This window comes from Lishizhenia sp., assembly GCF_033720595.1.
Taxonomy (GTDB): Bacteria; Bacteroidota; Bacteroidia; order Flavobacteriales_D; family Crocinitomicaceae; genus Lishizhenia.
Window position 1 is genome coordinate 1 of record NZ_JAWWCF010000003.1, and the last position, 25,441, is coordinate 25,441.

At 36.8% G+C, this 25,441-nt stretch carries 20 protein-coding genes; 6 read left to right on the forward strand and 14 right to left on the reverse strand.

Annotated features, from left to right (window positions below; translation table 11 throughout):
* The 8 genes from R3333_RS00455 to R3333_RS00490 all read right to left on the reverse strand — a co-directional run.
* A partial coding sequence (locus R3333_RS00455) for an efflux RND transporter permease subunit (protein WP_318956604.1) occupies positions 1-2,763 on the reverse strand: 2,763 nt, incomplete at its 3' end.
* A gap of 4 nt (positions 2,764-2,767) precedes the next feature.
* On the reverse strand, positions 2,768-3,895 hold the full coding sequence (locus R3333_RS00460; RefSeq protein ID WP_318956605.1) for an efflux RND transporter periplasmic adaptor subunit: 1,128 nt from the start codon (positions 3,893-3,895) through the stop codon (positions 2,768-2,770).
* Between the two features lie 26 nt (positions 3,896-3,921).
* The gene (locus R3333_RS00465) at positions 3,922-5,256 is read right to left on the reverse strand and encodes a TolC family protein (protein WP_318956606.1); all 1,335 of its coding nucleotides are present in this window, start codon (positions 5,254-5,256) and stop codon (positions 3,922-3,924) included.
* The gene (locus tag R3333_RS00470; protein ID WP_318956607.1) at positions 5,249-5,866 is read right to left on the reverse strand and encodes a TetR/AcrR family transcriptional regulator; all 618 of its coding nucleotides are present in this window, start codon (positions 5,864-5,866) and stop codon (positions 5,249-5,251) included. The genes R3333_RS00465 and R3333_RS00470 overlap by 8 nt, the downstream gene beginning before the upstream one ends.
* 110 nt (positions 5,867-5,976) lie before the next feature.
* Positions 5,977-6,675 (reverse strand): hypothetical protein, encoded by a 699-nt coding sequence (locus R3333_RS00475; protein ID WP_318956608.1) that lies wholly within the window; start codon positions 6,673-6,675, stop codon positions 5,977-5,979.
* 81 nt (positions 6,676-6,756) lie between these two features.
* Complete coding sequence (locus R3333_RS00480) at positions 6,757-7,392, reverse strand: hypothetical protein (protein WP_318956609.1); 636 nt, start codon at positions 7,390-7,392, stop codon at positions 6,757-6,759.
* Positions 7,393-7,477: 85 nt separating this feature from the next.
* Positions 7,478-7,765: a hypothetical protein gene (locus R3333_RS00485; RefSeq protein ID WP_318956610.1), complete on the reverse strand. Its 288-nt coding sequence runs from the start codon at positions 7,763-7,765 to the stop codon at positions 7,478-7,480.
* Positions 7,765-8,082, reverse strand: coding sequence for a hypothetical protein (locus R3333_RS00490; protein WP_318956611.1), 318 nt, complete (start codon positions 8,080-8,082; stop codon positions 7,765-7,767). Before R3333_RS00490 ends, R3333_RS00485 begins: the two co-directional genes overlap by 1 nt.
* 113 nt (positions 8,083-8,195) lie before the next feature.
* Here R3333_RS00490 and R3333_RS00495 point away from each other — a divergent pair, with 113 nt between their 5' ends.
* From R3333_RS00495 to R3333_RS00520, 6 genes are all read left to right on the forward strand, one after another.
* Positions 8,196-9,488 carry an aminopeptidase P family protein gene (locus R3333_RS00495; RefSeq protein WP_318956612.1) on the forward strand — a complete coding sequence of 431 codons (1,293 nt, stop codon included), beginning with the start codon at positions 8,196-8,198 and terminating at the stop codon, positions 9,486-9,488.
* 2 nt (positions 9,489-9,490) lie between these two features.
* A complete protein-coding gene (locus R3333_RS00500; RefSeq protein ID WP_318956613.1) occupies positions 9,491-10,273 on the forward strand; it encodes an alpha/beta hydrolase in 783 nt (260 codons plus the stop codon).
* 277 nt (positions 10,274-10,550) lie between these two features.
* Positions 10,551-11,333 (forward strand): LytTR family DNA-binding domain-containing protein, encoded by a 783-nt coding sequence (locus tag R3333_RS00505; protein ID WP_318956614.1) that lies wholly within the window; start codon positions 10,551-10,553, stop codon positions 11,331-11,333.
* Positions 11,333-14,278: a two-component regulator propeller domain-containing protein gene (locus R3333_RS00510; RefSeq protein ID WP_318956615.1), complete on the forward strand. Its 2,946-nt coding sequence runs from the start codon at positions 11,333-11,335 to the stop codon at positions 14,276-14,278. The genes R3333_RS00505 and R3333_RS00510 overlap by 1 nt, the downstream gene beginning before the upstream one ends.
* 44 nt (positions 14,279-14,322) lie before the next feature.
* The gene (locus R3333_RS00515; RefSeq protein WP_318956616.1) at positions 14,323-14,568 is read left to right on the forward strand and encodes a hypothetical protein; all 246 of its coding nucleotides are present in this window, start codon (positions 14,323-14,325) and stop codon (positions 14,566-14,568) included.
* A gap of 203 nt (positions 14,569-14,771) precedes the next feature.
* A complete protein-coding gene (locus R3333_RS00520) occupies positions 14,772-16,328 on the forward strand; it encodes a hypothetical protein (protein WP_318956617.1) in 1,557 nt (518 codons plus the stop codon).
* A 10-nt stretch (positions 16,329-16,338) separates the two neighbouring features.
* On the opposite strand, the gene R3333_RS00525 is transcribed toward R3333_RS00520, so the two are convergent.
* The 6 genes from R3333_RS00525 to R3333_RS00550 all read right to left on the reverse strand — a co-directional run bounded on the left by R3333_RS00525 (position 16,339) and on the right by R3333_RS00550 (position 25,394).
* Complete coding sequence (locus R3333_RS00525; RefSeq protein WP_318956618.1) at positions 16,339-16,761, reverse strand: hypothetical protein; 423 nt, start codon at positions 16,759-16,761, stop codon at positions 16,339-16,341.
* A 226-nt stretch (positions 16,762-16,987) separates the two neighbouring features.
* Positions 16,988-18,031 (reverse strand): thiamine-phosphate kinase, encoded by a 1,044-nt coding sequence (gene thiL, locus R3333_RS00530; RefSeq protein WP_318956619.1) that lies wholly within the window; start codon positions 18,029-18,031, stop codon positions 16,988-16,990.
* A 22-nt stretch (positions 18,032-18,053) separates the two neighbouring features.
* Positions 18,054-19,850, reverse strand: a complete 1,797-nt coding sequence (gene lepA, locus R3333_RS00535) for a translation elongation factor 4 (RefSeq protein WP_318956620.1) — start codon at positions 19,848-19,850, stop codon at positions 18,054-18,056.
* A 359-nt stretch (positions 19,851-20,209) separates the two neighbouring features.
* Positions 20,210-20,635 carry a hypothetical protein gene (locus tag R3333_RS00540; RefSeq protein WP_318956621.1) on the reverse strand — a complete coding sequence of 142 codons (426 nt, stop codon included), beginning with the start codon at positions 20,633-20,635 and terminating at the stop codon, positions 20,210-20,212.
* A gap of 111 nt (positions 20,636-20,746) precedes the next feature.
* Positions 20,747-21,241 carry a hypothetical protein gene (locus tag R3333_RS00545; protein WP_318956622.1) on the reverse strand — a complete coding sequence of 165 codons (495 nt, stop codon included), beginning with the start codon at positions 21,239-21,241 and terminating at the stop codon, positions 20,747-20,749.
* A gap of 214 nt (positions 21,242-21,455) precedes the next feature.
* A complete protein-coding gene (locus R3333_RS00550) occupies positions 21,456-25,394 on the reverse strand; it encodes a T9SS type A sorting domain-containing protein (protein WP_318956623.1) in 3,939 nt (1,312 codons plus the stop codon).
* Between the last annotated feature and the right edge of the window lie 47 nt (positions 25,395-25,441).

Consider the following 25,441-nt stretch of genomic DNA (forward strand, 5'->3'; position numbering starts at 1 on the left):
CACGTATTCATTCATGGCATTCTTCAACTCCTCTACAACTTCATTTCCATTATAACCTTCAGCGGTATTAGACGACACAACTACCATAGGCACTTGATCTTTTCTTACCACCGCGGTATATGAAATGTTCTCTTTTGGATCTTCGATAACACTTCGAATGGGAATACGTAAAATCTGACCTTTATTATTTCTAAAAATCAATTTCTGGTCCAATAAAGCATCAAGATTATCTCTGTCTTCCTTTTTAAACCTTACTACGATATCATAAGTCTCTTCATCTTTCGTATAGGTTGAGATATCTTGCCCTAACAAGGCTTTACGAATTGCCATACCTACAGCTGTAGTTGAAGAATTTAATTTTCTTACTTTATCTCTATCTACAACAATCGGAATCTCAGGACGTGTAGCATCCACATTCAACTTTAATTTATCTACTCCAGGAACCGCTTTACGATCCAAGAAATTTTTAATCTCAGTAGCGGCAATAATTACATCCTTGTAATTACCTTTTCCGGTTACTTCCATATTAATTGCAGGAGGTAACGGTGGTCCGTCTTTGTTTTTATCTACACTTACTTCTATCTCTGCAGTAAACTGCCCCTTCATTCCCTCTTGGATTTCCTTTAAAATCTTAGAAGTTTCTATCGTATCTCTGTATTGGAATTCAGCAAAACTCACCGTTACTTTTCCTTTGTGAGGAGTAGATCCCATACTAGACATATCATTAGGGTCCGTAGCTCCCTCACCTACCTGCGTAATTACAGATTGAATAAGCTGAGCATCTTTTGGCTTCCCTGCTGTATCAGCATAATAAGGCTGTAACAACTCGTTTACACGCTTTTCAACTTCAACAACAGTTTTGTTCGTTACCTTAATATCTGTTCCAATAGGGTGACTCACATAAACATGCACCATGTTCGGTTGGTTTTCTGGGAAAAACACAACTTTAGGTTGAAAGGCACCCACAAGAGCTATAGAAATAACCAACATCAATATTGTACCGACAATAAAGAAAACAGGGTTTCTTCCTCTCAAAGCAAACTCTAGAAAACGCTTGTACATGCGTTCTAATTTTGGCAAGAATTTGTTCTGGAAAGTTTTTGTTCCCGGTACAAAGACAAACATGTTTACTAAAATAGTAATACCCACCAAGGCTAAAATGTTACCAAAAGCCACAGCTCCTCCAAAGATGGATAGCAGTCCTAAAACAATAAATATAGAAGCTGTTACCAATGATTTCTTAGTATTCGGCTTGTCTTCTTCAACCTTCATATATAAGGCTGTTAACACAGGGTTAATTACCAAGGCAACGAAAAGAGACGAACCTAAAACAATCATTAAGGTAATGGGTAGATATTTCATAAACTCTCCCATCATTCCTGGCCAAATTGCCAAAGGAATAAAAGCTGCCAAGGTTGTTGCAGTTGAAGCAATAATAGGCCAAGCAACCTCACCGACACCATAAATAGCGGCTTTGAAAGGGTCCATTTTTTCTTCGTCTATGAAACGGTAAACGTTCTCTACAACCACAATACCATTATCTACCAACATTCCTAGTGCAAGTACTAGAGAGAAAAGCACCATCACATTTAAGGTAACTCCCATTGCAGAAAGGATGAGGAAAGACATGAACATAGAGAGAGGAATTGCCACCCCTACGAACATAGCATTTCTACCTCCAAGGAAGAACAACAATACAATAACCACTAATAAAATACCGAAGATGATAGAGTTCTCTAGGTTAGAAACCATATCTCTTGTCTTATCAGACTGGTCGTTTGCTATAGAAACTGCGATACTTGGAGAAATTGTTTTATCGGCTTTACAGTCAGCCAAGATTTTTTCAATTTTTTCGGATGCTTCCAATAGGTTTTCACCTGCTTGCTTTTTCACATCCAACATTACCACCGGTACACCAAATTCTCTGGCGTAAGAAGTAGTATCTGCATTTCCAAAATAAACCTCGGCTACATCTTTCAAGTAAACAGGCATCAACTCATCCTGTTTTACGATAATATTAGCCAATTGCTGCGCATTATCAAACTCACCATCAATACGTAAGGTTTTTCTCCATCCATCCATTAAAATTTCACCACCTGAAATTATTTGGTGTTCAGAAGATACTGCTCTTTCAATGTCATCCAAAGTAACGTTTACAGCTTCAGCTTTCAAACGATCCACTTCTATACGCATTTCTTGCTCTTGCACTCCACGAATATCAACTTCGTTTATTTCTGGTAGATCTTCAATCATGTCTTCCAGAATTTCAGCTGTTTCTTTCAACAACACCGGGTTATCTCCACGTAAGTTGATGTTCATAATCGGCATTTGAGCCGGGTCCAATTCAAACACATTGGGTTCTACCGGAAGATCTGGGAAATCTGTCTTAGACCTCGCTTTATCGATGGCATCTTTCACTTTAGTAAGTGCATCTGCCGCTTCCATTTTAAAATCGAACTTGATACTCAAAGTAGTGTAACCATGAATAGAATTCGAATTGATTTCATCCAAATACTTAATGCTGGCCACTTCTTTTTCAATAGCTTCTGCTATTTTCTCTGACATGTATGCTGGAGAAGAACCTGGCTTGGCAATTCCTACATAAATCTCAGGGATCTGTAATTCTGGAAAGTTTTCTTTCGGCATAGAAGTATATGCACCCATTCCCCCAATGATGATAATCATCATAATTAAGAAAACAGTTTTACGGTTGTTTACCGCCCAAGAAGACAATCCAAAAACTTTAAATTTTTTATCGTCCATTTTCCTATATCTTTTCTTTTACCAAGTCTTTTTCTGTAATACCTCTTGCTCCTTTCGCAACTACTATATCACCATCTTTTAATCCTCCAGATAGGATATTTACAGCACATTGACCACGGAAAGAACTGATTACCTCTAAATACACTCTATTCACACTGTAAGTACCGTCACCATTGTCTTGAGCAACAAACAAGAAAGACTCATTTTGTTGAGTTTTCTGAATGGCTTGAGCTGGAACTACCATAGCTGAATCCAATATCATATCTGTAATGTGCAATTCTGCTACCATGTTCGGCAACAACTGTTCATTGTTTTTCAATGAAGATTGAATTCTAAACGTTCTGTTGGTAGGCTCAATGTAATTTGCTTTTGCCGTTACCTCCATATCGAAAGTATCTTTCAATGTAGGAACGTACACTTCGATAGGCGTACCAAGATTTACTGCCGTTAAGTGACCTTCAGAAATATCTGCTGTAATACGTACTTCATCATTATTTACCAGGCGTACCAATGGTGATTGTGGTCCTGCAATTTCCCCTTCTTTTGGGAAAATTCTATCTACCACACCACTAAAAGGAGCTGTTACACTCGCTTGCTTACGCTGTGCGCTTAAAGTTTCTAATTTAGAACGAAGACTGTTTACCTGATTTTCGGCTTGTTTCAATTCAAACTCACTTCCTACTCCTCTCTCCATCAATTGCTTTTGCTTATCCAACATGTATTCTGCAAAAGACAAGGATGTTTTTACTTCGTTGATGGAACTACTTAAAATCTCAGCATCAAGCGTTACTAGGGTTTGACCTTTAGAAACCTTTTGTCCTTCTCTTACTAAAATCTTTTGGATCACCCCTCCTGTTTCGGCATTGATCAAGGCGTCTTTATCTGTTTCAACAGCACCTTGCACAGAAATTTGGTGCACATACTTACCAGTATGCGCCACACCAAACTCCACCAAAGGATATACATAATCCTTCACCGTGTCTAAAGCGGCAATTTTCGTATCTAGTTCTTTGATTTTTTCTTTTAATTCCGCCTTTTCTTCCTTTAGTTTTTCTAAAGATCCCATAGGAGAATTACAAGCAGCAACCGCTACTCCTAATACAGCTACTACTAAAAAATTGAACTTTTTCATTTCTTTATCTTACTTATGTAAATTTCTTATTTAACTAATTTGTGGTAAAGTTTATCTATCTCTAAACGCGCATTCAACACATTCACTAATGCGGAAACGTATTGTGTTTGCGCATTAATAAGTTGACTATATTTTTGAGAAACGATGATACTATTCCCTTCACCTATATCTTTTTTCGCCAAAGCGTTTTCATAGATTGCTTTTGCTAACTGAACATTTTTCTCCTGCAACATCAACATGTTTTTAGCATTGTTGAAATCATTGCGGAGCTTCATCTCTTGAAATTCGAGTTGACGCTTCAATTGGTCGATTTGATTCTCTGCCTTTTTCACCTCAACAATCGCTTGCTTCGTTTTAGCTGAACGCGAACCACTTGAGAAAATGGGTATGGTTAATTGTATTCCCCATACAGTTTGTCCGAAATATTGTTTATCGCTATCAAAGAAGTTAAATTCATTTCTGTAGGCATTATACTGCTGGTTAAAAGAAGCTCCTAATCTTGGTAAGTTAGCAGCCTTCATATTTCTAACATTGTATTCATTCAATGTTTTCTGGCGCTCCAACATTTGTAGGTTTAAGTTATCTTCTATGTTACCCTCTGTTGCCGATAGTGCAAAACTTTGATTCAACAATACACTCAAATCATCTGTTAGACTTATCGCCTGATCAAAAGGAAAAGCCATGGTCATCTTTAACAATTCCATAGACGTTTTCAATTGATTGTTTGCACTTTCCTGACTCGTTTTCGCATTTAACAAAGAGAACTCTAACTGATCCAGGTCTTCTTTTTGCATCAATCCCAAATCGTAGTAGTTCTTTTGTTGATCAAACAAGGTCTGCGTAGCCTCTACAAGAGAATCTACAAACGCTTTATTCTTCTGCGCAATCAAGGCCATTTGATAAGCATTAGTAACATTGTACAAAACTTCTTCTTCAGATACCTCAGCTGCGGCAACAGAAAACTCTTTATACAACCTACTCACTTGCAGCCCTACAATGTAACTTCCGTCAAAAATTAATTGACTAACAGATAGTCCTCCCGAAAGATTGTATTCTGTTCCTGCTCTGAAGGAAACCGTTGTACCAGGTTGACCGATAAAAGCTCCATCTACTACCTGAACAGGTAAGCTCAAAAAATTCTGAAAGCCACCCTGCATATTCACTTGAGGTAATCCGATAGCCCTTGTTTCAACCACTTTTTGGTTGGCTGCTTCAATGTCTAATTGAGCATTTTTAATTGCTTCTGTGTGCTCTAATGCATAGCTCTGTGCTTCGTACAGACTAAAACTCGTTTTTTCTTCTTGAGCCTGTAAGAAACTCGTGATAAACAATAGGGCAACACCTGTTACTCGTTTAATCATTTACTTCTTTTTTTAACTGTTCTTGTAAATATTTCAATCCTTTTTCGTTTGCTAAACCACGTAAGTGGAAAATCAGCATCTCATTAAAGACTTCCTCAAAACTGAATTCAGTGGGAGGAAATGCTTTCGGGTCAAATGCTCTATCAAACCTACCGATAAACAAACGAGGCATAATCTCAAGATTGAGGTCATCCCTGTAAACTCCTTCTTTCATTCCTCTTACCATATTTTCTTTCAATAATTGATGAATGAAAACAATCCTGTGTTCTTCCAATATTTGCCAAGCATCGTTGTGATACTTTTGCATATCGAAAAACACAGAAGGGTGTACTTCTCTAATTTTCTTTAATACGTAAGAGGTAATGGTAAGGAAGGCTGCAATTGCATTTTCAGATTCTTCTTTGGCGGTCAAACAAAACTCGGCGTCTTTTTGTGTTTTTGCAATCACCATTTGACGCACCATATCCTTTTTATCTTTAAAGTAAACATAGAGCGTTTTCTTAGACACACCTAGCTTATTGGCTAAATCATCCATGGTAACACTTTTTATTCCGTAATGCATGAAAACCTTAGAAATCTGATCAATCAATTCTAATTTCTTCTCTTCCATGGTGCAAATGTACACACATAAATTACACTAGAAACTTTTTACACAAAAAAAGTTTCCTTGGCATGCATATTTTCTACCAACGGTAAAATCCAAAGATTAAAGGATGCTAATTAGCCGATTTTTGGCTGAACTTTTTGATTGAGTTGATGGGAGATATTGAAAAAAGCGGTGATTAGTGGATGGGGCATTTCGCGTGTGCTACAGATTTGCGGACAAAACATGGAAGCGACACAAAAATTGTGATTTTTCAAAGAGATGATTTCAGGTTCTTCAAATTGATTGAGCGCCTCAATATCTATTACTTCATCCTTGAGATAATTAATAAGGCTAGGGTAAAGACTATAACGCGATGAACTTAATTCTTGTCGGGTATGGGCAGCATATAATTTTTGAAGTTGAGGAGAAACCGGGTACACTTCAATGGGTTCAAATCTATTTCCATCCACTAGATTTTCTGAAATCAACTTCTCCTTATTTGGATTTAAATTGTAGTTAGCAATGAGTAAATCTATGAAGGGTTTGAAGGCTTCTCCGGTAATCAATACAGGGATTTCTAGTTGAACTACGGTGTGCAAGATATTCGTAACGTAAAATATGGATTCACTATCTCCAGGTGCAAACCAAATTCCATCGTAATCATAAAAAGCATTCTTTTTCATTTCAGAAGCTTCTTTGATTCGTATCCAGTAATAACTCACCTCTAATTCTAGCAAGCGTTCAGAATGCTCAATAGCCATGTTCGTGGCGTGATGTGAATTAAACGTAAAGTTAAAATCACCTATGATTGCTATTTTTAGTTGCCTGCTCATACGTCCAATTTCAATGTAATTTAAAAAAAAAACGACTGATTCGAAAGAAACAGTCGTTTTTAATATAAACTTATCTAAATCTTAACGTTTGAAGACCCCGTCATAAACCGCGTCTTGAATCGTTATACTTGTCTGATTTCCGTTCGCATCGTAGAAATACAATTGGCAAGAAAAGTTTGCCGTAAAGATTAAATAATCTCCTGTTTCATCCGAAACTTGTTCCATTTCAACGATTTCAAAAGTCTCACCAGCACCTCCATCTTCGGAAGTCCATACTTTTCCAGTTTCATCTATATAAACAACCTGAACTCCTTCTTGAGCAAGTGTTACAAAATCGTAGGTTGGACTCTCCTCAAAAAACTCATTGAATTGATTTAAAGCTGGCGTTGAAGTAATTGTTGGATTGAACTCTAACCATCCTAATCCTATACCTACACTTTGTTTAATGCTTTGATCTTCTGATTTAATTTGCGAGTAGTAAACACAGAAAGAACTGTCACTATTCGGAATACCTGGAATAGTATCTACTAATTTTTCTGTCTCACAAAAGTAATCTTCTACGTGCTCTGTAAATTCTACTTCAGCGCCATTAACCAAAGCCTTGAAGTGTGCTCTGTACTCTATTTTATTATCTGGCGCAGGAATAATTTCTGGTTTTGCACAAGAGGTAACCACCAATAATGCAGTTAGTGATAGAATGAGTGATGCGTATTTCATTTTTCTTAGTTTCTATAATTATAGTCTCAATAAAAGTACGGATAAATATAAGAAAGGTTGCTTAACTTGCTACAAAACCATTCACTCAAGCTTCATTACAGCTCAATTCTATGTCTAAGCCTTGGATGGGCATAAATTTTTTCTTGGTAAAATGACTCACTTTTGCTTTCAACTTTTTAAGTTGCTGTTCCATCAAGTTCAAACTCGAAGGCAATAAAATATATCCCAAATTAAAGCCCTTGTACATCACAATAAATTTTGATGGATTATTCTCTACTTCAAGCAAGTCTAAACTTTTCCCCACACTTATATGGTGATAGATATAGATCATCTCCGATCTACTTAAATCTTCTACTTTTGTAATTATTTTCATTATGCGCGTATTTGTTTAATGCTGTGATCAAAACTTAACTCTTCCACACAAACGTCTTCCCAACCGTATTTTTTCATGTCAAGTGTGTACAAAAAGCCATTATCCGTTTCGTAGGCTTGGAAGTTTTCACTCAAAGAAATCTCTACTCCTAGCGTTTGAAATTTGTTAAACATTACATTCAAATCTGAAAGATTCATAAAGAACTTTGTTTCCACCTCTTCCCCATTTTGCAAGATGATAGCGTCTACTGTTGCTTCTTTATCTCCATCTTCAATTAAAATGTAGTTTACTTTTACATGTTGAAATACTGCTCTCATTTTGTGCCGTTTTTAAGTTTATGATACAAATATGCAGGAGTAGGTCGTAACGTATTTACGGACTTAAATTCTCCCACAAATTATTATCTTCGAGCATTCTTAAAAACACAACAATGAAGTACGATAGAATTGACAAAGAACTTTTCATTTCGAATAGAAAAAGATTTACACAACATATGGAAGGAAATGCATTAGCAGCATTCACTTCTAACGATGTTTTCCCTACTGGAGCAGACAGCACATTACCATTTAAGCAATCGGGAGATATTTTCCACTTATCAGGAGTTGATCAAGAAGACAGTATTCTTGTAATTTTCCCTAACGCAAAGACTGAAAAATTTAGAGAAGTATTATTCTTAACTGAAACAAATGAGCACATTGCTGTTTGGGAAGGTGAGAAATTAACAAAGGAAGCTGCTTTTGAAACTTCAGGAATCAAGACAGTTTACTGGCGTCATGAATTTGAAACCATCTTTAAGCAAATGATGGCGGAAGCAGACACTATTTACTTAAATACAAACGAACACGCAAGAGCAAAAACAGAAGTTGAGACGCACGAAAAACGATTCAACAAAAATGTGGTCGCTCAATTCCCAGCTCACCAAGTGAGAAAGAGTGCTCCTATCATGCACAAAATTAGAAGTGTTAAACACCCTATAGAATTAGACCTTATGCAAAAGGCTTGTGACATCACTAAAGCAGGTGTTCACAGAGTTTTAAAAGCATTGAAGCCAGGTGTTATGGAGTACGAATTGGAAGCTGAAATCATGCACGAATTCTTAAGAAATCGTTCGAAAGGTTTTGCTTACACACCAATTATTGCCTCTGGAAAAAGCGCCTGTGTTTTACACTACATTGAAAACAACAAAGAGTGTAAAGACGGTGATTTAATTTTGATGGACTTTGGTGCAGAATACGCCAACTATTGTTCTGATCTTACACGTACTTTCCCAGTAAACGGAAGATTTACAGATAGACAAAAAGATGTTTACAACGCTGTTTTGCGTGTAAAGAAAGCATCAGAGCAATTATTAGTTCCTGGAACTATGCTTGGAGAATACCATCAAGAAGTAGGTAAGTTAATGACTTCAGAATTACTCGGTTTAGGTTTATTAGACCAAACTGACGTTAAAAATGAAAACCCAGATTGGCCAGCATACAAGAAATACTTTATGCACGGTACTTCTCACTTCATTGGTTTAGATACACACGATTTAGGTTTATGGACTGAACCTATCCAAGAAAATATGGTCTTTACTTGTGAGCCAGGAATCTACATCCCTAACGAAAACATTGGAATTCGTTTAGAAGATGATTTAGTAGTGAGAGAAGGTCAAGCACCATTGAACTTAATGGGAGACATTCCTATTGAGATTGAAGAAATTGAATCTATAATGAACGACTAATTATGTTAACACATAAAGGTTTATACTACAGGATAACTGGCAACGGTTATCCTGTTCTTTTGTTGCATGGTTTCTTAGAAGACGAAACCATGTGGAAGGAAATCAGACAGAGTTTCGAAGGTTTCCAATTTATAAGCATAGATCTACCGGGTCATGGTAATTCAGCTAATCATCCCTTAAAAGATGAAATGCAATCTATTGCACAACCTGTTGCCGATTTAATACAAAGTTTAGGGTTTACGAACTATGCAGTTGTTGGACATAGTTTAGGAGGCTATATAGGATTAGAGCTTTTAAAAAGCCTTACTCCTCCAAGTTCTATTTGTCTGTTAAACTCACATCCTTTTGAAGACACACCGTTTAGAAAGGAAAATAGGTTGCGCTTGGTAGAACTGCTGAAAACAAAAAAACGCAGCTTTTTACAACAAGCCATTCCAGGTTTGTTTATGTATCCGTCGAATCACGATATTGAAATTCGCAGCTTGATTGATGATGCTGAAAAACTTCCAACAGAAGCCATTCAGCATACAACTTTAGCCATGCGTGCAAGAGAAAATTATGCCACTACCCTAATAGAGGAGGCGAAAAAGACTAAAATCTATTGTATAGATGGGGAAGATGATGTTTTAGTGCAACATCGTGCTTTACAAGATTGGTGCTCTGAAGTTGGTGGAACTTATTTAAGTATTCCTGACACTGCTCATATGCCATTTATAGAAACACCTGATGAACTTTTGGAAAGTTTAGAGCTTGTATTTAAAGACATAAAAAAACGGGAAGATTAATTCCCGTTGTCATTAAATATCCAAATTCGAATAGGGTCTACATGTAATGTTGTAATCATAATTTTAAGTTTTAACAGCGTTTAATGGTGTAGCTAAAAATTGCTAACACTATGCAAATTAAGGAATAAGCACGGTTTAATTTCTGCCAAACTTGTTAGTAGCGGAGTTGATTGATTCAAAAGTGAAGATTTTCATTTAAACGGTAAATCCTTAGTATTAGTGGTGAAAATGAGCCTTTCTAGGAAAAAAAATTATCTTTATTACATAAAATCAAACTATGACAAAACTTAAAGCTTTAATTGTAGACGACGAAGAAATGGCTAGGAAAAACCTCGTAATGTTACTCGAGGAATTTTGTCCAGAAATAGAAGTTTTAGGAGAAGCTGCCAATAAAAAAGAAGCCAAAGAAAAAATTGAAGAACTTAAACCAGATGTACTCTTCTTAGACATAAGAATGCCAAGTGGTTCTGAAGGTTTTGAACTGTTAGAAGAAATTGAAAACAGAGATTTTTTAGTTGTTTTTGTAACCGCCTTTAAAGATTTTGCCATTCGCGCTTTCCAAGCCAATGCAATTCACTATCTGTTAAAACCCATAGATATTGATGATTTAAAAGCTGCCGTTGAAAAGATCATTGATTCTAGTAAGTTGTACAAATCAACTCCTGATGGAATGGACACCTATTACGATACGATTAAAAACTTATCGCATCAAATCCATTCAAGTCAATTCAATAACCGAATTGCAATTAGTCATACCAAAGGACTAAAAATAGTTGAAGACGATACCATCTCTTACTTAGAGGCAAGTGGAAATTGTACCACAATATATTTCACCAATGGGAAAAGGTATTTAGACACGCGAACTTTAAAAATTTACGAAGAGATATTAAATCCTGATAAATTTTACCGTGTACACAAATCCTACATCATTAACTTAAATGAACTTGTAGAATATCTCAATGAAGACGGACATACTGCAGTATTAAAAGATGGAAAACATTTACCGGTAGCCAGAAATAGAGTATCTGCTTTCCTCAAACTATTGAAAGGAAAACATTAATGAAACACCTTTGCTTTCTCTTCTTTCTTTTAGGCTTTTTAGTAAGTGCTTCTGCTCAGAATTACAGTTATATAAAGTATAGCGCTTCAGAAGGACTACCGCAATCTCAAGTTTTTGACATCACCCAAGATAACAACGGTTATTTATGGGTGGCCACTTTTGGTGGTTTAGCCAAGTTTAACGGAACTAAGTTTGAGACTTTCAATACGGAGAATGGACTATTCAATAATAGAAACTCTTTTATTGAGTTCATTGATAACCGTCTTTATGTTGGACACGAAGGAGGAGTGAGTATAGGAGACAACAGAAGCTTTATTCATATAGCACTACCGGATGCGGCCAAAACCACAAAAGTAACGGCTATTCAAAAATTCAAAAATGAAATATTCATTGCAACTAACGGAGGAGGCTTGTACAAACTGGTTGACAATCAATTTGAACGCATAAAACAAAGTCCACAATACATACGAGACCTAACCGTATTTGAAAATCAATTGTATTTAGCAGCAAGAAAAGGACTTTTCTCTGTACAAGAAAACGGAGTTTTGGACACACTTGTTTACGACACTAAAATATCTTTCACTGGTATATCAAAGAGTAAACAAACTTTGTATTTATCAGCTTACAACGGACATATTTATCAATACAAATCATCTCAACTCAAAAGTCTCTACGTTTCAAACACAAAGTTTAGAGGAGTACTTTATAAAAACAACAAACTCTGGTGTTATGCCCTGTCAGGTGTTACCCAAATCAATTTAGCTACAAATAAATCTTTAAGACTTACAGACAAAAACGGATTAGAAACCCCCGACATTAACGCCGTATTTATTGACAGAGAAGACAACCTCTGGTTGGGAAGTAGTGGAAAAGGATTATTGCGCTTTTCTGGAGAAGCATTCACCTATTTCAAAAAAGACGAACGCCTATCCTCTGACCTAGTGCTCTCCATATTAGAAACTCAATCTGGCGAGTATTTTTTCTCAACTTTTGACGCAGAACTTACGCATTGGATCAACGACACAAACACAGCCTTCCTTCATATTGTGGATGGATTTGTATGGTCTTCGGTAGAACGAGAAAATGGCGACATATTTTTCGGGACCAATAAAGGAATCTATTGGCACGATAAATCTGAAGATTTTTGGAAAAGGTATAAAGGAAAAAATAAACTACCGAGTGCTAAAATAACTGCCCTGTTTTTACTTTCGGATAGCAATACCGTATTAGCAGGAGGAAAAGACGGTTTCTCTAGAATTGTTGCAGACAGTGTTTACATAGACTCATCTCTGATTCAAAAAAACCTTAATGTAAAAGGCTTTGCGCAAATAAACGATGACATTTATGTGTTAGGAAAAAAGAGTCTGTATAGAGTGCAAGGTTCACAAGCCAAAGAAATCATTCACCAAGAAGATTATTCATTTACCTCCATTCGAAAGGATGCTGACAACAACCTATGGCTGGGAGCCGAACAGGGTCTATTCCTTGTTCAAGGAGACTCTTTGGTTGAAATAGAACTCGACAATAACAAAGGAGCGAGTTTCACTTTCTTTGTTGAAACCTATAAACACTACATTTACGTAGGAACGAATAACGGACTTTACCGCTACAACATTCACACCCACAGCATCAAACATTACGGTATAAATGAAGGACTGATTGACCTTGAAGCCAACATCAATGCTGTATATATTGATAGTAAAGAACAGCTCTGGTTTGGAACAGCAAGTGGTTTAATGAAATTAGACCTTAATAAGGAAGATGCCATATTTACGAAGGCGAGTCCTTTGGTACAAATAAGTGAGATTAAACTGACAAAAACCGATAAAGACATTAGTACATATTGTGACTCTATTACTCCTTTAGGTTTACCGGTTAACTTACAGCTGCCCTACAAACTAAACGGATTGAATATAAGGCTAGATGGACTTTTCTACTCTAATCCAAAAGGGGTTGAGTTCTCCTACCAATTGGTTTCTGAAGACTCTCTAAAATGGACGCCTTTAGATGAGGCTTCAACCATTACTTTTCCCAACCTAAACTTTGGAGATTATACCCTTTTGATTAAAGCCAAGAGTATCAATGGTCAAGAAAGTGAGATAAAATCTTTCCGCTTTACCATATTGCGTCCTTACTATTTTACAACATGGTTCATCACCAGTATCATTCTATTATTGATACTAATCGTATTGGGCATCTTATACGCTAACAATGTGCGTATTAAAAAGAAGATTGCTCGTAAACAATATGAAGAACAGTTAGAGTCGCGCACGAAACTAGCCAGATTAGAACAACAGTCTCTTAACGCGAGCATGAATCGTCACTTCATATTTAACTCTTTAAATTCAATACAGTATTATATAAATGCTAACGATAAATTAAGTGCGAATAGATTCTTAACTCGTTTTGCCAAACTTATTCGAAAAAACCTGGACAGTTCACATGAAAAGAATGGACTTGTAAAGTTAGCCGATGAAATGGAGCGTTTAAAGTTATATATGGACTTGGAGCGCATGCGTTTTACCAATAAGTTTGATTACAGCATCCACATAGAAGAAAATATAGATCTAGAATCAATAGATGTTCCAGCCATGTTATTACAACCCTTCGTAGAGAACAGTATCATACACGGTGTACTGCCACGTCATGACGACAAGGGACACATACAGGTAAACATTAATAAACGTGAAAACAGTTTTGTTGTAGAAATTTTTGACAATGGAGTTGGAATTGACGTGAGTAAGGTAAATAAAGTAAGCTTTGAAGGAGATCATAATTCTCACGGTATGGAGATCACATCTAAGCGTATAGAAATACTTAAAAAGCTGACAGATAGAAATATTGAATTAACCGGGCCACAGCAAATCAATGAAAACGACGGTTCAATCAAAGGAACTAGCGTTTGGATAAGAATAGAAAACAATAATTTGTCTGTTCGGGATTAACATTGTATATTTGGATTTAGTATTCTTATCAAAGAACTGAATAAATGAAAAAGTATATATTCATACTCGCGCTTTTACTTATGGCTGCTACGGCATGTCAGAAAGAGGTTATTGTTCCTAACGATAGACCTAGTGAAGTTACGATGACTACACGAGGTGCTTCAGATGATGTTGTTACTCCAGGTGCAGCAGATGATGAAGACGACAACATTACAGATCCAGATAATGATGAGGATGAAACAGATGTTGAATCTGAAGAAGATTTAGAAGCTTTAAATTCTAAGAACTAGAATTAACACGATAAAATTATAATCCCAACTTTTCAGTTGGGATTTTTTTTGTCCATACATTTCAATCAATAAAAGCTACCGGTCAAAAGTTTACATTAATACACATGGCTATTTTACTATAAATTAGGGGGTGATCAGATCAACTAGCTTAAAACCTGGCAATCTGAAATGCGTTACAAATCGAATTACCTCAATTAGTTAATATGTCTAAAACTGCATCTAATAGTATACACGAACTTATCAAAAGCCTTTCTAAATCCGAAAAAAGATATTTCAAAATCATATCTAGTCGCCACACTATCGGAGAACAGAACAACTATATTACGCTTTTTGACTACATAGATTCTCAAGACGAATATGATGAAGCGGCTCTTTTTAAGCATTTTAAAGGAGAGACATTTCTGAATAAATTCTCTATTACTAAAAATCGATTGTACGAAGCCATCATGAAGGCGCTTGACGCTTACCACAGCTCTTCGTCTATAGACGCAAGTATTTACAGGTTATTACATGGGGCAGAAATACTCTATAAAAAGAGTTTGTACAAACACTGTAAAAAGCAGTTACTTAGTGCAGAACGCTTAGCCAAAAAACACGATAGATACGGACTTCTTGTTGAAATTAACAACAGGTATAAGAAACTAATTGAAACGGAGGGTTATCATAATATTGACTCGTCTGATCTGAATAAAACGCTGAAAGAAGACAGTGAATACCTCGATAAACTGAACCATTACTCACAGCTATGGAAATTAAAAAGTGAGCTCTTCCTCCTTTTAAATAACAAAGGTAAAGCAAGGTCAATTGAAGAATTACAACGTTATAATTTACTCACCCAGGAGTTAACTAAATCTTCCTCTAAGGAAGCACATTCTTTTGACTCAGATTACCTTACCCATCATATTTATAGCGCGTCTTATTTTGCTTCCAATGATTTAGAAAACTCCTTGATTCACCTCGATAAAATCATTGAGCAATACAAGGATAATCCAAGCAGAATTAAACAAGAACCAAACGTTTATTTCTCTGCGCTTTCGAACATTATATACATTGAAAGTAAGCTGGGGAATTACAAGAAGGCTATTGACTATTTAAAGGAGCTCAAAACCTTCCCGAAGGTTTACAAAATTGATTTAACACGCGATTTAGAAATTAAGCTCTTCAGCAGTGTGAATAGTATAGAGCTCACACTCTTGATTCATCAAGGGAAATTTGAAGAAGCTGTAGGACTTTCTGAAGGCATACAAAAAGGACTTGCTCTGTATGGGAATAAGATATCCCCTCTTCGAAAATCTCACCTTAGCTTTAAACTAGGCGTTGCTTATTTCAGCCTGGAACAATACCATACCGCTTTAGAGTGGATCAATTCCATCTTAAACAATGGAGAATTGGATCAAAAAGAAGACCTCAATGCTTTCGTTCAGATTGTCGATCTAATGATACATTTAGAGCTTAAACATCAAGACTTATTGCCTTATGCGATAAAGAACACTCAACGTTTCTTAAAATCGCGCAATAGAAGCTTTAAATTCGAAACAATCTTCCTGAAATATTTAAATAAGATTGCCAAGAGTACCGATAAATTTCAAGAACACCAACTCTTAGAAAAAGTACTCTTAGAGATCAAAGAAATTAAAAATGATGATTTTGAAAAGAGTGCTTTGGAGTATTTTGATTTTGAAAGTTGGATTATTTCTAAGTTAAAAAACAAACCGATGCCACAAATCAGAAAAGAAGTATACAATAAATTAATTGCATAAAAAAAGGGTGTTATTCAAACACCCCTAAAACTTCTCCTATAGCATTGAGTACTGTAATTTTAGTAAGCTCACTACCCGATATTTTCGTTTTGAAGGAACAATAGTATTCGCAATCATCTTTAAATACTACTTCCGTGCTGCTCTTTTTATGTGGTCCTTCCAAGGTAACACATCTTCCGTCAGCTGCAACTACCAATTGGTTGTCTTTACTTACATAGAAGTCAGCCGTCATTCCTGAAGAGAAATCTCCACCGTTCGCCATTGCTTTGTACTCAAAACTGTAAGTACCTTTGGCCTCTGTTACATCTCCTGCTGCTTCATTTGCACCCAAATCTTGTGTACAAACTTCTCCTTTACATCTATTTACCTTGTTACATTGCACAAATGAAAGTGCTAAAACGGCAGCTACTAATGTGATTTTAAGTGTTTTCATAAGCTTTAAATTCACCTTAAAAATAGAAGGAATCTGCATACCCTTTACCATAATCATAGAATATTTGATAAAACTCCGCATTAGCGGTAGTAATGGCACCCCGCAACCCGATTTAAATCGGGAGAGGAGTATAATGGATGACGCGACCCCGAGATCAACTCGGGGAAATGCCATAAAAAAAGCCCAACATAACTGTCGGGCCTCTCCTTTATTAAGCTTTTTAGAACTAGTCCTTCTTAAAGTGATTCCATCCTTGAGCTTTCAACTCAATAGTGGCTCCTTGCTTATCAATGAAATATGTTCCTGCATTTGCATCCGTCATGTGACCAATAACAGTCATATGTGGGTTTCCTTTAATTTTATCGTAATCTTCTTGAGCGACCGTAAACAACAACTCATAATCTTCTCCACCGTTTAAGGCTGCGGTTGCAGGATCTACATTAAAGTCAATCGCTGTAGTACTTACTTTTCCGTCAATAGGAATTTTCTCATCATACACATTACACCCTACTTTACTCGCCTTACACAAGTGCATAATCTCTGATGCTAAACCATCTGAAATATCTATCATAGAAGTTGGTTTCACCTCTAATTCTTCTAAGAATTTCACAACATCTTTACGCGCCTCAGGCTTCAATTGACGTTCTAATAAGTAATCAAAACCATCTAAATCAGGTTGAATATTAGGGTTCGCCTTGTAAACTTCTTTCTCTCTTTCCAAGACTTGAAGACCCATAAACGCGCCTCCTAAATCTCCACTTACCACCAAAAGATCATTCTCTTTTGCACCGTTTCTGTAGACCACTTTATCTTTGGCTACAGAACCTACAGCTGTGATGCTAATCATCAATCCCGAAAGAGAAGAAGTTGTATCTCCACCTACTAAATCCACGTTATACATTTCACATGCTGTGCGTATACCTGCATAAATTTCTTCCAAAGCTTCAGCAGGAAAGCGATTAGAAACCGCTAAACTCACTGTGATGTGCTCCGGTGTACCATTCATCGCGTAGATATCCGATAAGTTAACCACAACCGATTTATACCCCAAGTGTTTCAAAGGCATGTACATCATGTTAAAATGCACTCCTTCCACTAATGTATCGGTAGAAATAAGGGTATACTCCTTATCGTTTTTCTCCAATACTGCGGCATCGTCTCCCACACCGTAAACAGTTGATGTTTGAGTAGATTTAAAATCCTTCGTCAACTGGTCAATTAAACCAAACTCACCAAGCTTTTCTAACTCTGTTCTTTTTTCTTCACTCATTCTTCTTCTGTTTATATTGCGCTTAATCGTTCAATTTCAATACGGCTAAGAATGCTTCTTGAGGCACTTCAACCTTACCTACCTGACGCATACGTTTCTTACCTTGCTTTTGCTTTTCTAACAACTTACGCTTTCTTGAGATATCTCCCCCGTAACATTTCGCGGTAACATCTTTTCTCAAAGCTTTGATCGTTTCACGCGCAACTACTTTAGCACCAATTGCTGCCTGAATAGGAATCTCGAACTGCTGACGTGGAATTAATTCTTTCAACTTCAAACAGATTTTCTTACCTAAATCGAAAGCATTTGAACGGTGAACCAATGCAGATAAAGCATCCACTTGTTCGTGGTTCAATAAGATATCTAATTTGATCAAATCTGACTCTTTGTACCCAATTGGGAAGTAATCGAAAGAAGCATAACCTCTTGATACAGATTTTAACCTATCGTAGAAATCGAATACAATCTCCGCCAAGGGCATTTCAAATGTAATTTCAACTCTATCTTGTGTTAAGTAAACCTGGTTTTGTAATTCACCACGCTTCTCTATACAAAGGGTCATTACCTGACCAATATATTCTGATTTTGTAATTACCTGAGCTTTGATAAAAGGTTCTTCAATCCTATCCATTGCCGCTGGATCTGGCAATTCAGATGGATTATTTACGATAAACCTTTCCTCCGGGTTTTTCTTCATGTACGAGTAGTAAGATACGTTAGGAACAGTAGTAATTACTGTCATGTTAAACTCTCTTTCTAAACGTTCCTGGATAATTTCCATGTGCAACATTCCTAAGAATCCACAACGGAAACCGAAACCTAATGCTGCCGAAGATTCTGGTTCAAACACCAACGATGAATCATTCAATTGCAACTTCTCCATAGAGTAACGCAATTCTTCAAAATCATCTGTATCTACGGGGTAAATACCGGCGAATACCATGGGCTTCACATCTTCGAATCCTTTGATTGCTTTATCCGTAGGGTTCTCTAGTGAAGTAATAGTATCTCCTACTTTTACTTCATTGGCTGCTTTAATACCTGAAATGATGTAACCTACATCTCCTGTACCTACTTCTTTCTTAGGAGATAAATCCATTTTCAAAACTCCCACCTCATCTGCGATGTAGTTTTTACCTGTATTTACGAATTTAATTCTCTCTCCTTTTTTGATGCTACCATTCATGATACGGTAGTAAGCAATAATCCCTCTAAACGGATTAAATACTGAATCAAAAATCATGGCCTGTAATGGCGCATTAGGATCTCCTTTAGGCGCTTCAATTCTTTCGATAATTGCCTCTAAAATCTTGTCTACCCCTAAACCAGTTTTACCCGATGCAGGAATAACATCATCAGGATCACATCCTATCAATTCAACAATTTGATCTGTAACTTCTTCAGGTTGAGCACCTGGTAAATCCATCTTGTTTAGAATGGGAATGATTTCCAAATCGTGCTCTAAGGCCAAGTAAAGGTTAGAGATCGTTTGTGCCTCAATACCTTGAGATGCATCAACAATCAACAAGGCTCCTTCACATGCTGCGATAGAACGTGAAACCTCGTAAGAGAAATCTACGTGACCTGGAGTGTCTATAAGGTTCAAGACATAATCTTCTCCCTTATAGTTGTAATTCATTTGAATCGCGTGACTTTTGATGGTAATCCCTCTCTCACGCTCTAAATCCATATCATCTAGCGCCTGGTTTGTCATCTCTCTATCAGAGATTGTTCCAGTGGTTTGCAATAACCTATCGGCCAAAGTACTCTTACCGTGGTCAATGTGCGCGATAATACAAAAGTTACGTATATTCTTCATCCTCTATTTTTCAATAATAATGGGGGCGTTAAAATTTTTCCCCTTTAATTCCGGAGGGTGCAAAGCTTTTCAATTCGAATCAACTCCTACTTCCCTCTAAAACAAGCGTACAAAGATAATGAAAAGGGTGGTAAACTTAAATATTTTAAGGAATGAAATTGAGCAAACCACTTAAGTAATACAATTGCTGTACTTTCTTTGAAAATAAAGACTTCTAGACACCTCGAGGTAAAAGGTAATCATCTCCTCTTTTTTGTTGGTTTATTCTTGTGAATTAACTTTTCTTTACTCCAACTTTGTAAACAAAAAAGACCTCCTTAAACAAGGAGGTCTTCTCGGGTTTATTTGTAAAAGGCAACTTAGGATTTAAACAAATTCACAAAAGATTTCGTAGGATCTACATGTACTGCTTTAGGGAACTCAGCATGTAAAACCAACTGATTTTCGTGTCTTTGCTCTAAATCTTTCATTTTCTTTCTATTCAACAACACTACCGTAGAGCGTCCGTGATGATCGTGTTTATCTAAAATTGTAGTGTTATTAAAATCACATTGCCAATGCGTTTCTTTCATCTCTTCTTGGTAGGTAAATTCTAAGGTAGGTACACTGAAATATTCTAAATTATCAATGTTTTCAAAATCAAACACCATACGTATATGACCTGATTCAAAATGCAATTCTTCGTTACTTAGCCCTAAATCTGCCAGTGAAACTTTTTCCGTGGTTGGATTATTAAAATTTATCTTGATTTCTCCTTGGTTGATGTCAACTATTTCCATATCCATTTATTTCTTCGTTTTAATTCAGTACTAAGCAACTTGAATTACAAGAGATTACAAATGATAAATATCATCTTCAAAAATGATAATAGTTTTACCACTGAGGAGCACAACTTATCATCGGTAAACATCTTTAATGTAACTATCCAGCTTCCCCTTCTTTTTCGCTCTTAATAACTTCCTCATCACTTTACCTTTTTTGAGATGGTCTTCATTTTTCTCATACATGGACACACTCTTTTTCACCGCATAGCTAATGATCTTTAACTCATCTGCGTCTTCATGACCAAGGGCATATTCAACGAAAGCACCCATATAGGCAAACATCACTTCAAACTCCTTCATATCCACGAGTTCTGCATGTATAAAAACCGTAACATTTGGGGCTCCGTCCATCCATTTTACAAGAAAGCTCATGCATTCCAGTCTCTTTTCTCCATTCACATTTACAGGGTTATCATATAAATACGATACGCAACGCAGTACAAGATCTTCATACTTTTTATAGTCCTCTGCTACTTCTAGCTTTGGGTTCTCTGGTATACTTAAATTTTGAGCTTTAGATTGAACAGACAACACACTCAATAAGACAATTAGAAGGATGTTTTTCATAGGATTGGATTTAAAATTTAGACTTAATGTAGATATTTTAGATCAAGTATAGAAACAATAAAGGGTGGAACTCAAATTCCACCCTTTAACACTACTACTTATGAAACCTAACTCAACTCTTTTAAGCGTGTTAACGCTGTAAATTATATGCTTTAACTTACACCATGATAACGCAGTATTGAGCGGTTTCTTATTTTTTATTTCTAAACAAATGTTAAATATTTTCTAAATCTGGTTGACGCATGGTTATGAAAGCCTTCAATACCGTTTCGCCCACATCAGGAACCTCGATATGTACAATATAAGTACCCGAGGAAACAGGAATTCCCGCAGCATTGGTTAAGTTCCAATCTGTAAAAGTTAGTGGGTTATCCTTGCGAATTGAACGTACTAACCTACCCGAAGTATTGTAAATTCTGATGTTACATCTTTCCGGTAAATTTGTAAACTTCACACGCTTATCCAATTTATCAGCCTCATATTTTGAAAAGGCATAATACGGATTAGGCACTACATTTATTTGATCCAACACATTTGCCAATGCTGTTGTATTGTTCACTTCTGTTATAAAGTTACGTGTACTAAACCCGTAAAGAGGCAAACTGTTATTATCTCCGGTAGCTGTGTACTCTTCGTATTTTCTATTCACACGTAAACGCATGGTTGCTTCACTTTCCAACAAGGTATGTCCTTCATTCAATAAAGGATACATCACCCACATGATACTTCTATAGAAATTGGTAACCTTTGAACCTGAAGTATTACTGTAGTTCATATTTTCTTCAAAGGCAGACATATCTCCCGTATAATAACTTGCTCCATTGTTATACATGTCCGCAGAAAATACAAATACAGGATGCATCCCCCCTAATTTTGGAACTCCTAAATTCGTATATGTGGTACTTGTAGGGTTCCATAGCATGTCATTACCATTTTCACCTGCAAGGAAAGAATTCTCTCCAAAGGCCATGTTGAGTCGCTTACCTGTTTCTATTTCGATGGCATAACCAGGGAAATAACTAAATCCAGTAGACCCTGCAATTTCATTTCCATTCTCATCCAATGATGGACTATTTCTCAAGGCAAACGGCTGTCCTTGATTTTGATTCAAGCCTTGATCTCTACCCGTTTCAATAACTGGACATTTCGTCCACAAACTTTTATCGTCTGTAAAAATGATATCAACACTTTTTGTTCTCCCCACCTGCGTTGAGGCAAGTGCTCCAGAAATCGAATAATTCCCCACATCTCCAATAGGCATACCTTCAGCTTCTGATCCAACTAAACCGAAAGGAGCAACGATACCATCTAATAAATTCGTGTATGTTTTTTCCGGATCTATTCCTATGGCATCTGCGTAATTACATGGGTTGTTAATTCCTGCATTCGGGTTACAATCTGCAGCTGTTGGGGCATAAGTACCCGATCTTATCCAATTGTTTGGAGAGTAGCTGTCATTATCTTGTAATCCGATCAACCAATTCTTACTTGAATCTTTAAACGTTAAAGTGGCCTCTAACGGAGCTGTATATTTCACTTGTGCTGTGGCAAAAACATATGCAGTTTGCTCAAGACTAACAGACAGTCCCCATTCTGGCAACAATTGTTCGTTATAGACATCTATGCTTTTATTAGAAGAGATAGAGTCACCCGAATTTGTTTCAATAATCGTCCAATTACTTTGGTCTAAATCCCCGTTTTCATCTTCGTGGAAATACATCACAAAATCTCCTTCCTTAATATTTAAAGGATCAACTACTTTCACAGCCACAGGACCTCCATTACTTGCATAAGTTATTTTATCAACCTTGTTCTTTTTGAGAATTTCAGTTTTAGTTTCTGCACTTAGATCTAGCACACGACCACCATTCCCCATACCATCAATACGCGTAATTGGCAATTCAAATCCATATCCAACATTGGCAATAGTACCTCCCGCTTCTGGTGTAGGCAAGTGCGGTATACCTTCTACCACTCGCACCTCACCTATCGCTGATTTTCGAGACGCTATATAGGGTTTTTGTTGACCGTCTAAAGCGCTCGCATCATTTGGAGTATAAGTCTTGTAATTGTTATATGCATAAGCTATTGCCATATAGTAATAACGCTTAAAATTCACTAAAGACTTTGAAGCCCCAGCAGCAAACATATCTTCCTTTACGCTAAAACTGTGTCTAATTCCTTCATCAGCACCAACCACTTTCTCTGTCGGTACAGCTGCTAATAAATCATTGTCAAATTCAAAATTCACCAAACGTGAAACAGAATCTTTAATATCACATTGGAACACCAAACGTGCTTTATCTATATCTCCTAAGTCAGAAACGGAAACATCTTTCCCTGATAATTGATACACTTGATACCCTTGGAAACGGTAAACTTTATCCAAGGAATCAGCTCCTGCAATAAATGGATCTACCTCTCTATATCCCTCGTTGAAGTTGTTGGAATTAGTAGGGTTTTCTAATGTGAAGGCTAATTCATTCTCTAACTCTTGCACACTCATATCTGGGGCGTGTGGACCTTCAATTACCTTGAAACAGTTTTCAAATAATGCTTGTGCTTTGTCATCTGCCTTTTGCAAACTTACCACAGAAGCGAAAGGATCTGCCTGACCACTTCTCGCCCAAACAACTCCCATTGTAATGTTATTTACCGCTCCAGGCTTAAGCACGAAAGGTCCGGCACTTTGTGCAAATCGTCTATCATACGGCGGGTTACCGGCAGTTTGTTCTGTCCATTCTGGCTGTGGGTTACCACCAGTTCCCCATCCTAAAGGATCTGTATCTCCCGGGAACATAAAATCTGCCTCAACGTTAGGGTTTCCTCCACCACTTGAGTGACCATTTCCTCCATAAGTAAAACGAGTACCATCTTTCCAATACCCACTTAAGTAATTGTAATAATCTATAGCTGTTTGTGGATCAGTTGTATTTACATCTGCACCTCCTCCTAAATTGTTATAGTACAAGAATCTTCTCATTCCGAAACGCTCATTATCTATAATCGAATCGCCATATCCTATACCATTTAAAGCTTCGTTTGGACCGATACCAAATGCATTATCGATTCCATCATTATCTTGGTAAGGACCCTCGAAGAAATCCACACCAATAGCGGGAGGAGCATCTCCATACCCTAAGAAACCACTAACATCTGGATCAAAAGCATTACCGTTGTAGGCATACCCTAAACCTCTAGAAACATCACAACCTACGTAATCATCAAAAGGACCACCGAGTGCAACATCTATCATCAATCCAAAATAAGTATCGTAAAGCGTTTGCGTAGATCTATTGATTAACTCGTAGTTGTAAAAGGTCATATTATTTACCTCATCATTGGTTGAAAAAGAAAAGGCCTGCGCTCTAATCTCCATACCAATTGGATCACCTCCAGATTCAGTATGAATATTTCCTTTGTCATTCATCACCCACCAAAAGTTTTGATCTCCAAAGATGGTAACTGTTCTATCTGTTCTACAATCTATTGATTTATCCAAATCGTACCATGGATAATCTCCATCTTGCCAATCGTAATTACCATCTTCATTTCTATCGTAGAAAGGTGCCAAGTAATAATCTTGCCCTGCTTCAACATCACCATGTGCAGGCCATTCTTTAATAAACTTAGGCACTTCGTAATTCGGGTAAAGTGTGTTTTGCGTATTCGTACCGTTGGCTTGATCATTCAATCCTGCATTGTACCATGCACGAAATTCTCTTACCTCATCTTGAGAAGAAATAAAGTGTTTATCATACTCCTCACAAACGTCAGAATCTGTAGTTGCATTTCCTATCGTTAATGGTCCTGTCCAATAATCATTTCCATTACGGTAACGCAACGCTGCCAATTTTAACTGACCGTTTACGTCCTTCCCTCCTAGCCAAAGTGCAGAGGCAAAAAGCGCCATAATCCCACTATTTTTGGGCACTTCATAATGACTAAAGTTTTGACCATTTACTTGCCACAGGTTCCCTGCGGTATGCACCAATGCCGAAACATTGTTCAATTCTAAATAAGTAGAGGTATTTGCCGGCACACAAGTCGCCGCTTTCATTTCTAACACTTCTATCTCTGGTTCTTGCCCTAAATAAGGCTGGGCCACCAAATAGAGCGGAAATAAAATAAGTAATGTTATAGCATGTTTCATAATAGCAAATTTTGGGCTTCTTCTAAATGTATACCTAAACAATTAGA

What these genes read in the sequence shown, in the direction of transcription:
- R3333_RS00460 (WP_318956605.1), bottom strand. Translation starts at nt 3,895, where the DNA reads ATGAAAAAGTTCAATTTTTTAGTAGTAGCTGTATTAGGAGTAGCGGTT.
- R3333_RS00465 (WP_318956606.1), bottom strand. Translation starts at nt 5,256, where the DNA reads ATGATTAAACGAGTAACAGGTGTTGCCCTATTGTTTATCACGAGTTTC.
- R3333_RS00470 (WP_318956607.1), bottom strand. Translation starts at nt 5,866, where the DNA reads ATGGAAGAGAAGAAATTAGAATTGATTGATCAGATTTCTAAGGTTTTC.
- R3333_RS00475 (WP_318956608.1), bottom strand. Translation starts at nt 6,675, where the DNA reads ATGAGCAGGCAACTAAAAATAGCAATCATAGGTGATTTTAACTTTACG.
- R3333_RS00480 (WP_318956609.1), bottom strand. Translation starts at nt 7,392, where the DNA reads ATGAAATACGCATCACTCATTCTATCACTAACTGCATTATTGGTGGTT.
- R3333_RS00485 (WP_318956610.1), bottom strand. Translation starts at nt 7,765, where the DNA reads ATGAAAATAATTACAAAAGTAGAAGATTTAAGTAGATCGGAGATGATC.
- R3333_RS00490 (WP_318956611.1), bottom strand. Translation starts at nt 8,082, where the DNA reads ATGAGAGCAGTATTTCAACATGTAAAAGTAAACTACATTTTAATTGAA.
- R3333_RS00495 (WP_318956612.1), top strand. Translation starts at nt 8,196, where the DNA reads ATGAAGTACGATAGAATTGACAAAGAACTTTTCATTTCGAATAGAAAA.
- R3333_RS00500 (WP_318956613.1), top strand. Translation starts at nt 9,491, where the DNA reads ATGTTAACACATAAAGGTTTATACTACAGGATAACTGGCAACGGTTAT.
- R3333_RS00505 (WP_318956614.1), top strand. Translation starts at nt 10,551, where the DNA reads ATGACAAAACTTAAAGCTTTAATTGTAGACGACGAAGAAATGGCTAGG.
- R3333_RS00510 (WP_318956615.1), top strand. Translation starts at nt 11,333, where the DNA reads ATGAAACACCTTTGCTTTCTCTTCTTTCTTTTAGGCTTTTTAGTAAGT.
- R3333_RS00515 (WP_318956616.1), top strand. Translation starts at nt 14,323, where the DNA reads ATGAAAAAGTATATATTCATACTCGCGCTTTTACTTATGGCTGCTACG.
- R3333_RS00520 (WP_318956617.1), top strand. Translation starts at nt 14,772, where the DNA reads ATGTCTAAAACTGCATCTAATAGTATACACGAACTTATCAAAAGCCTT.
- R3333_RS00525 (WP_318956618.1), bottom strand. Translation starts at nt 16,761, where the DNA reads ATGAAAACACTTAAAATCACATTAGTAGCTGCCGTTTTAGCACTTTCA.
- thiL (WP_318956619.1), bottom strand. Translation starts at nt 18,031, where the DNA reads ATGAGTGAAGAAAAAAGAACAGAGTTAGAAAAGCTTGGTGAGTTTGGT.
- lepA (WP_318956620.1), bottom strand. Translation starts at nt 19,850, where the DNA reads ATGAAGAATATACGTAACTTTTGTATTATCGCGCACATTGACCACGGT.
- R3333_RS00540 (WP_318956621.1), bottom strand. Translation starts at nt 20,635, where the DNA reads ATGGATATGGAAATAGTTGACATCAACCAAGGAGAAATCAAGATAAAT.
- R3333_RS00545 (WP_318956622.1), bottom strand. Translation starts at nt 21,241, where the DNA reads ATGAAAAACATCCTTCTAATTGTCTTATTGAGTGTGTTGTCTGTTCAA.
- R3333_RS00550 (WP_318956623.1), bottom strand. Translation starts at nt 25,394, where the DNA reads ATGAAACATGCTATAACATTACTTATTTTATTTCCGCTCTATTTGGTG.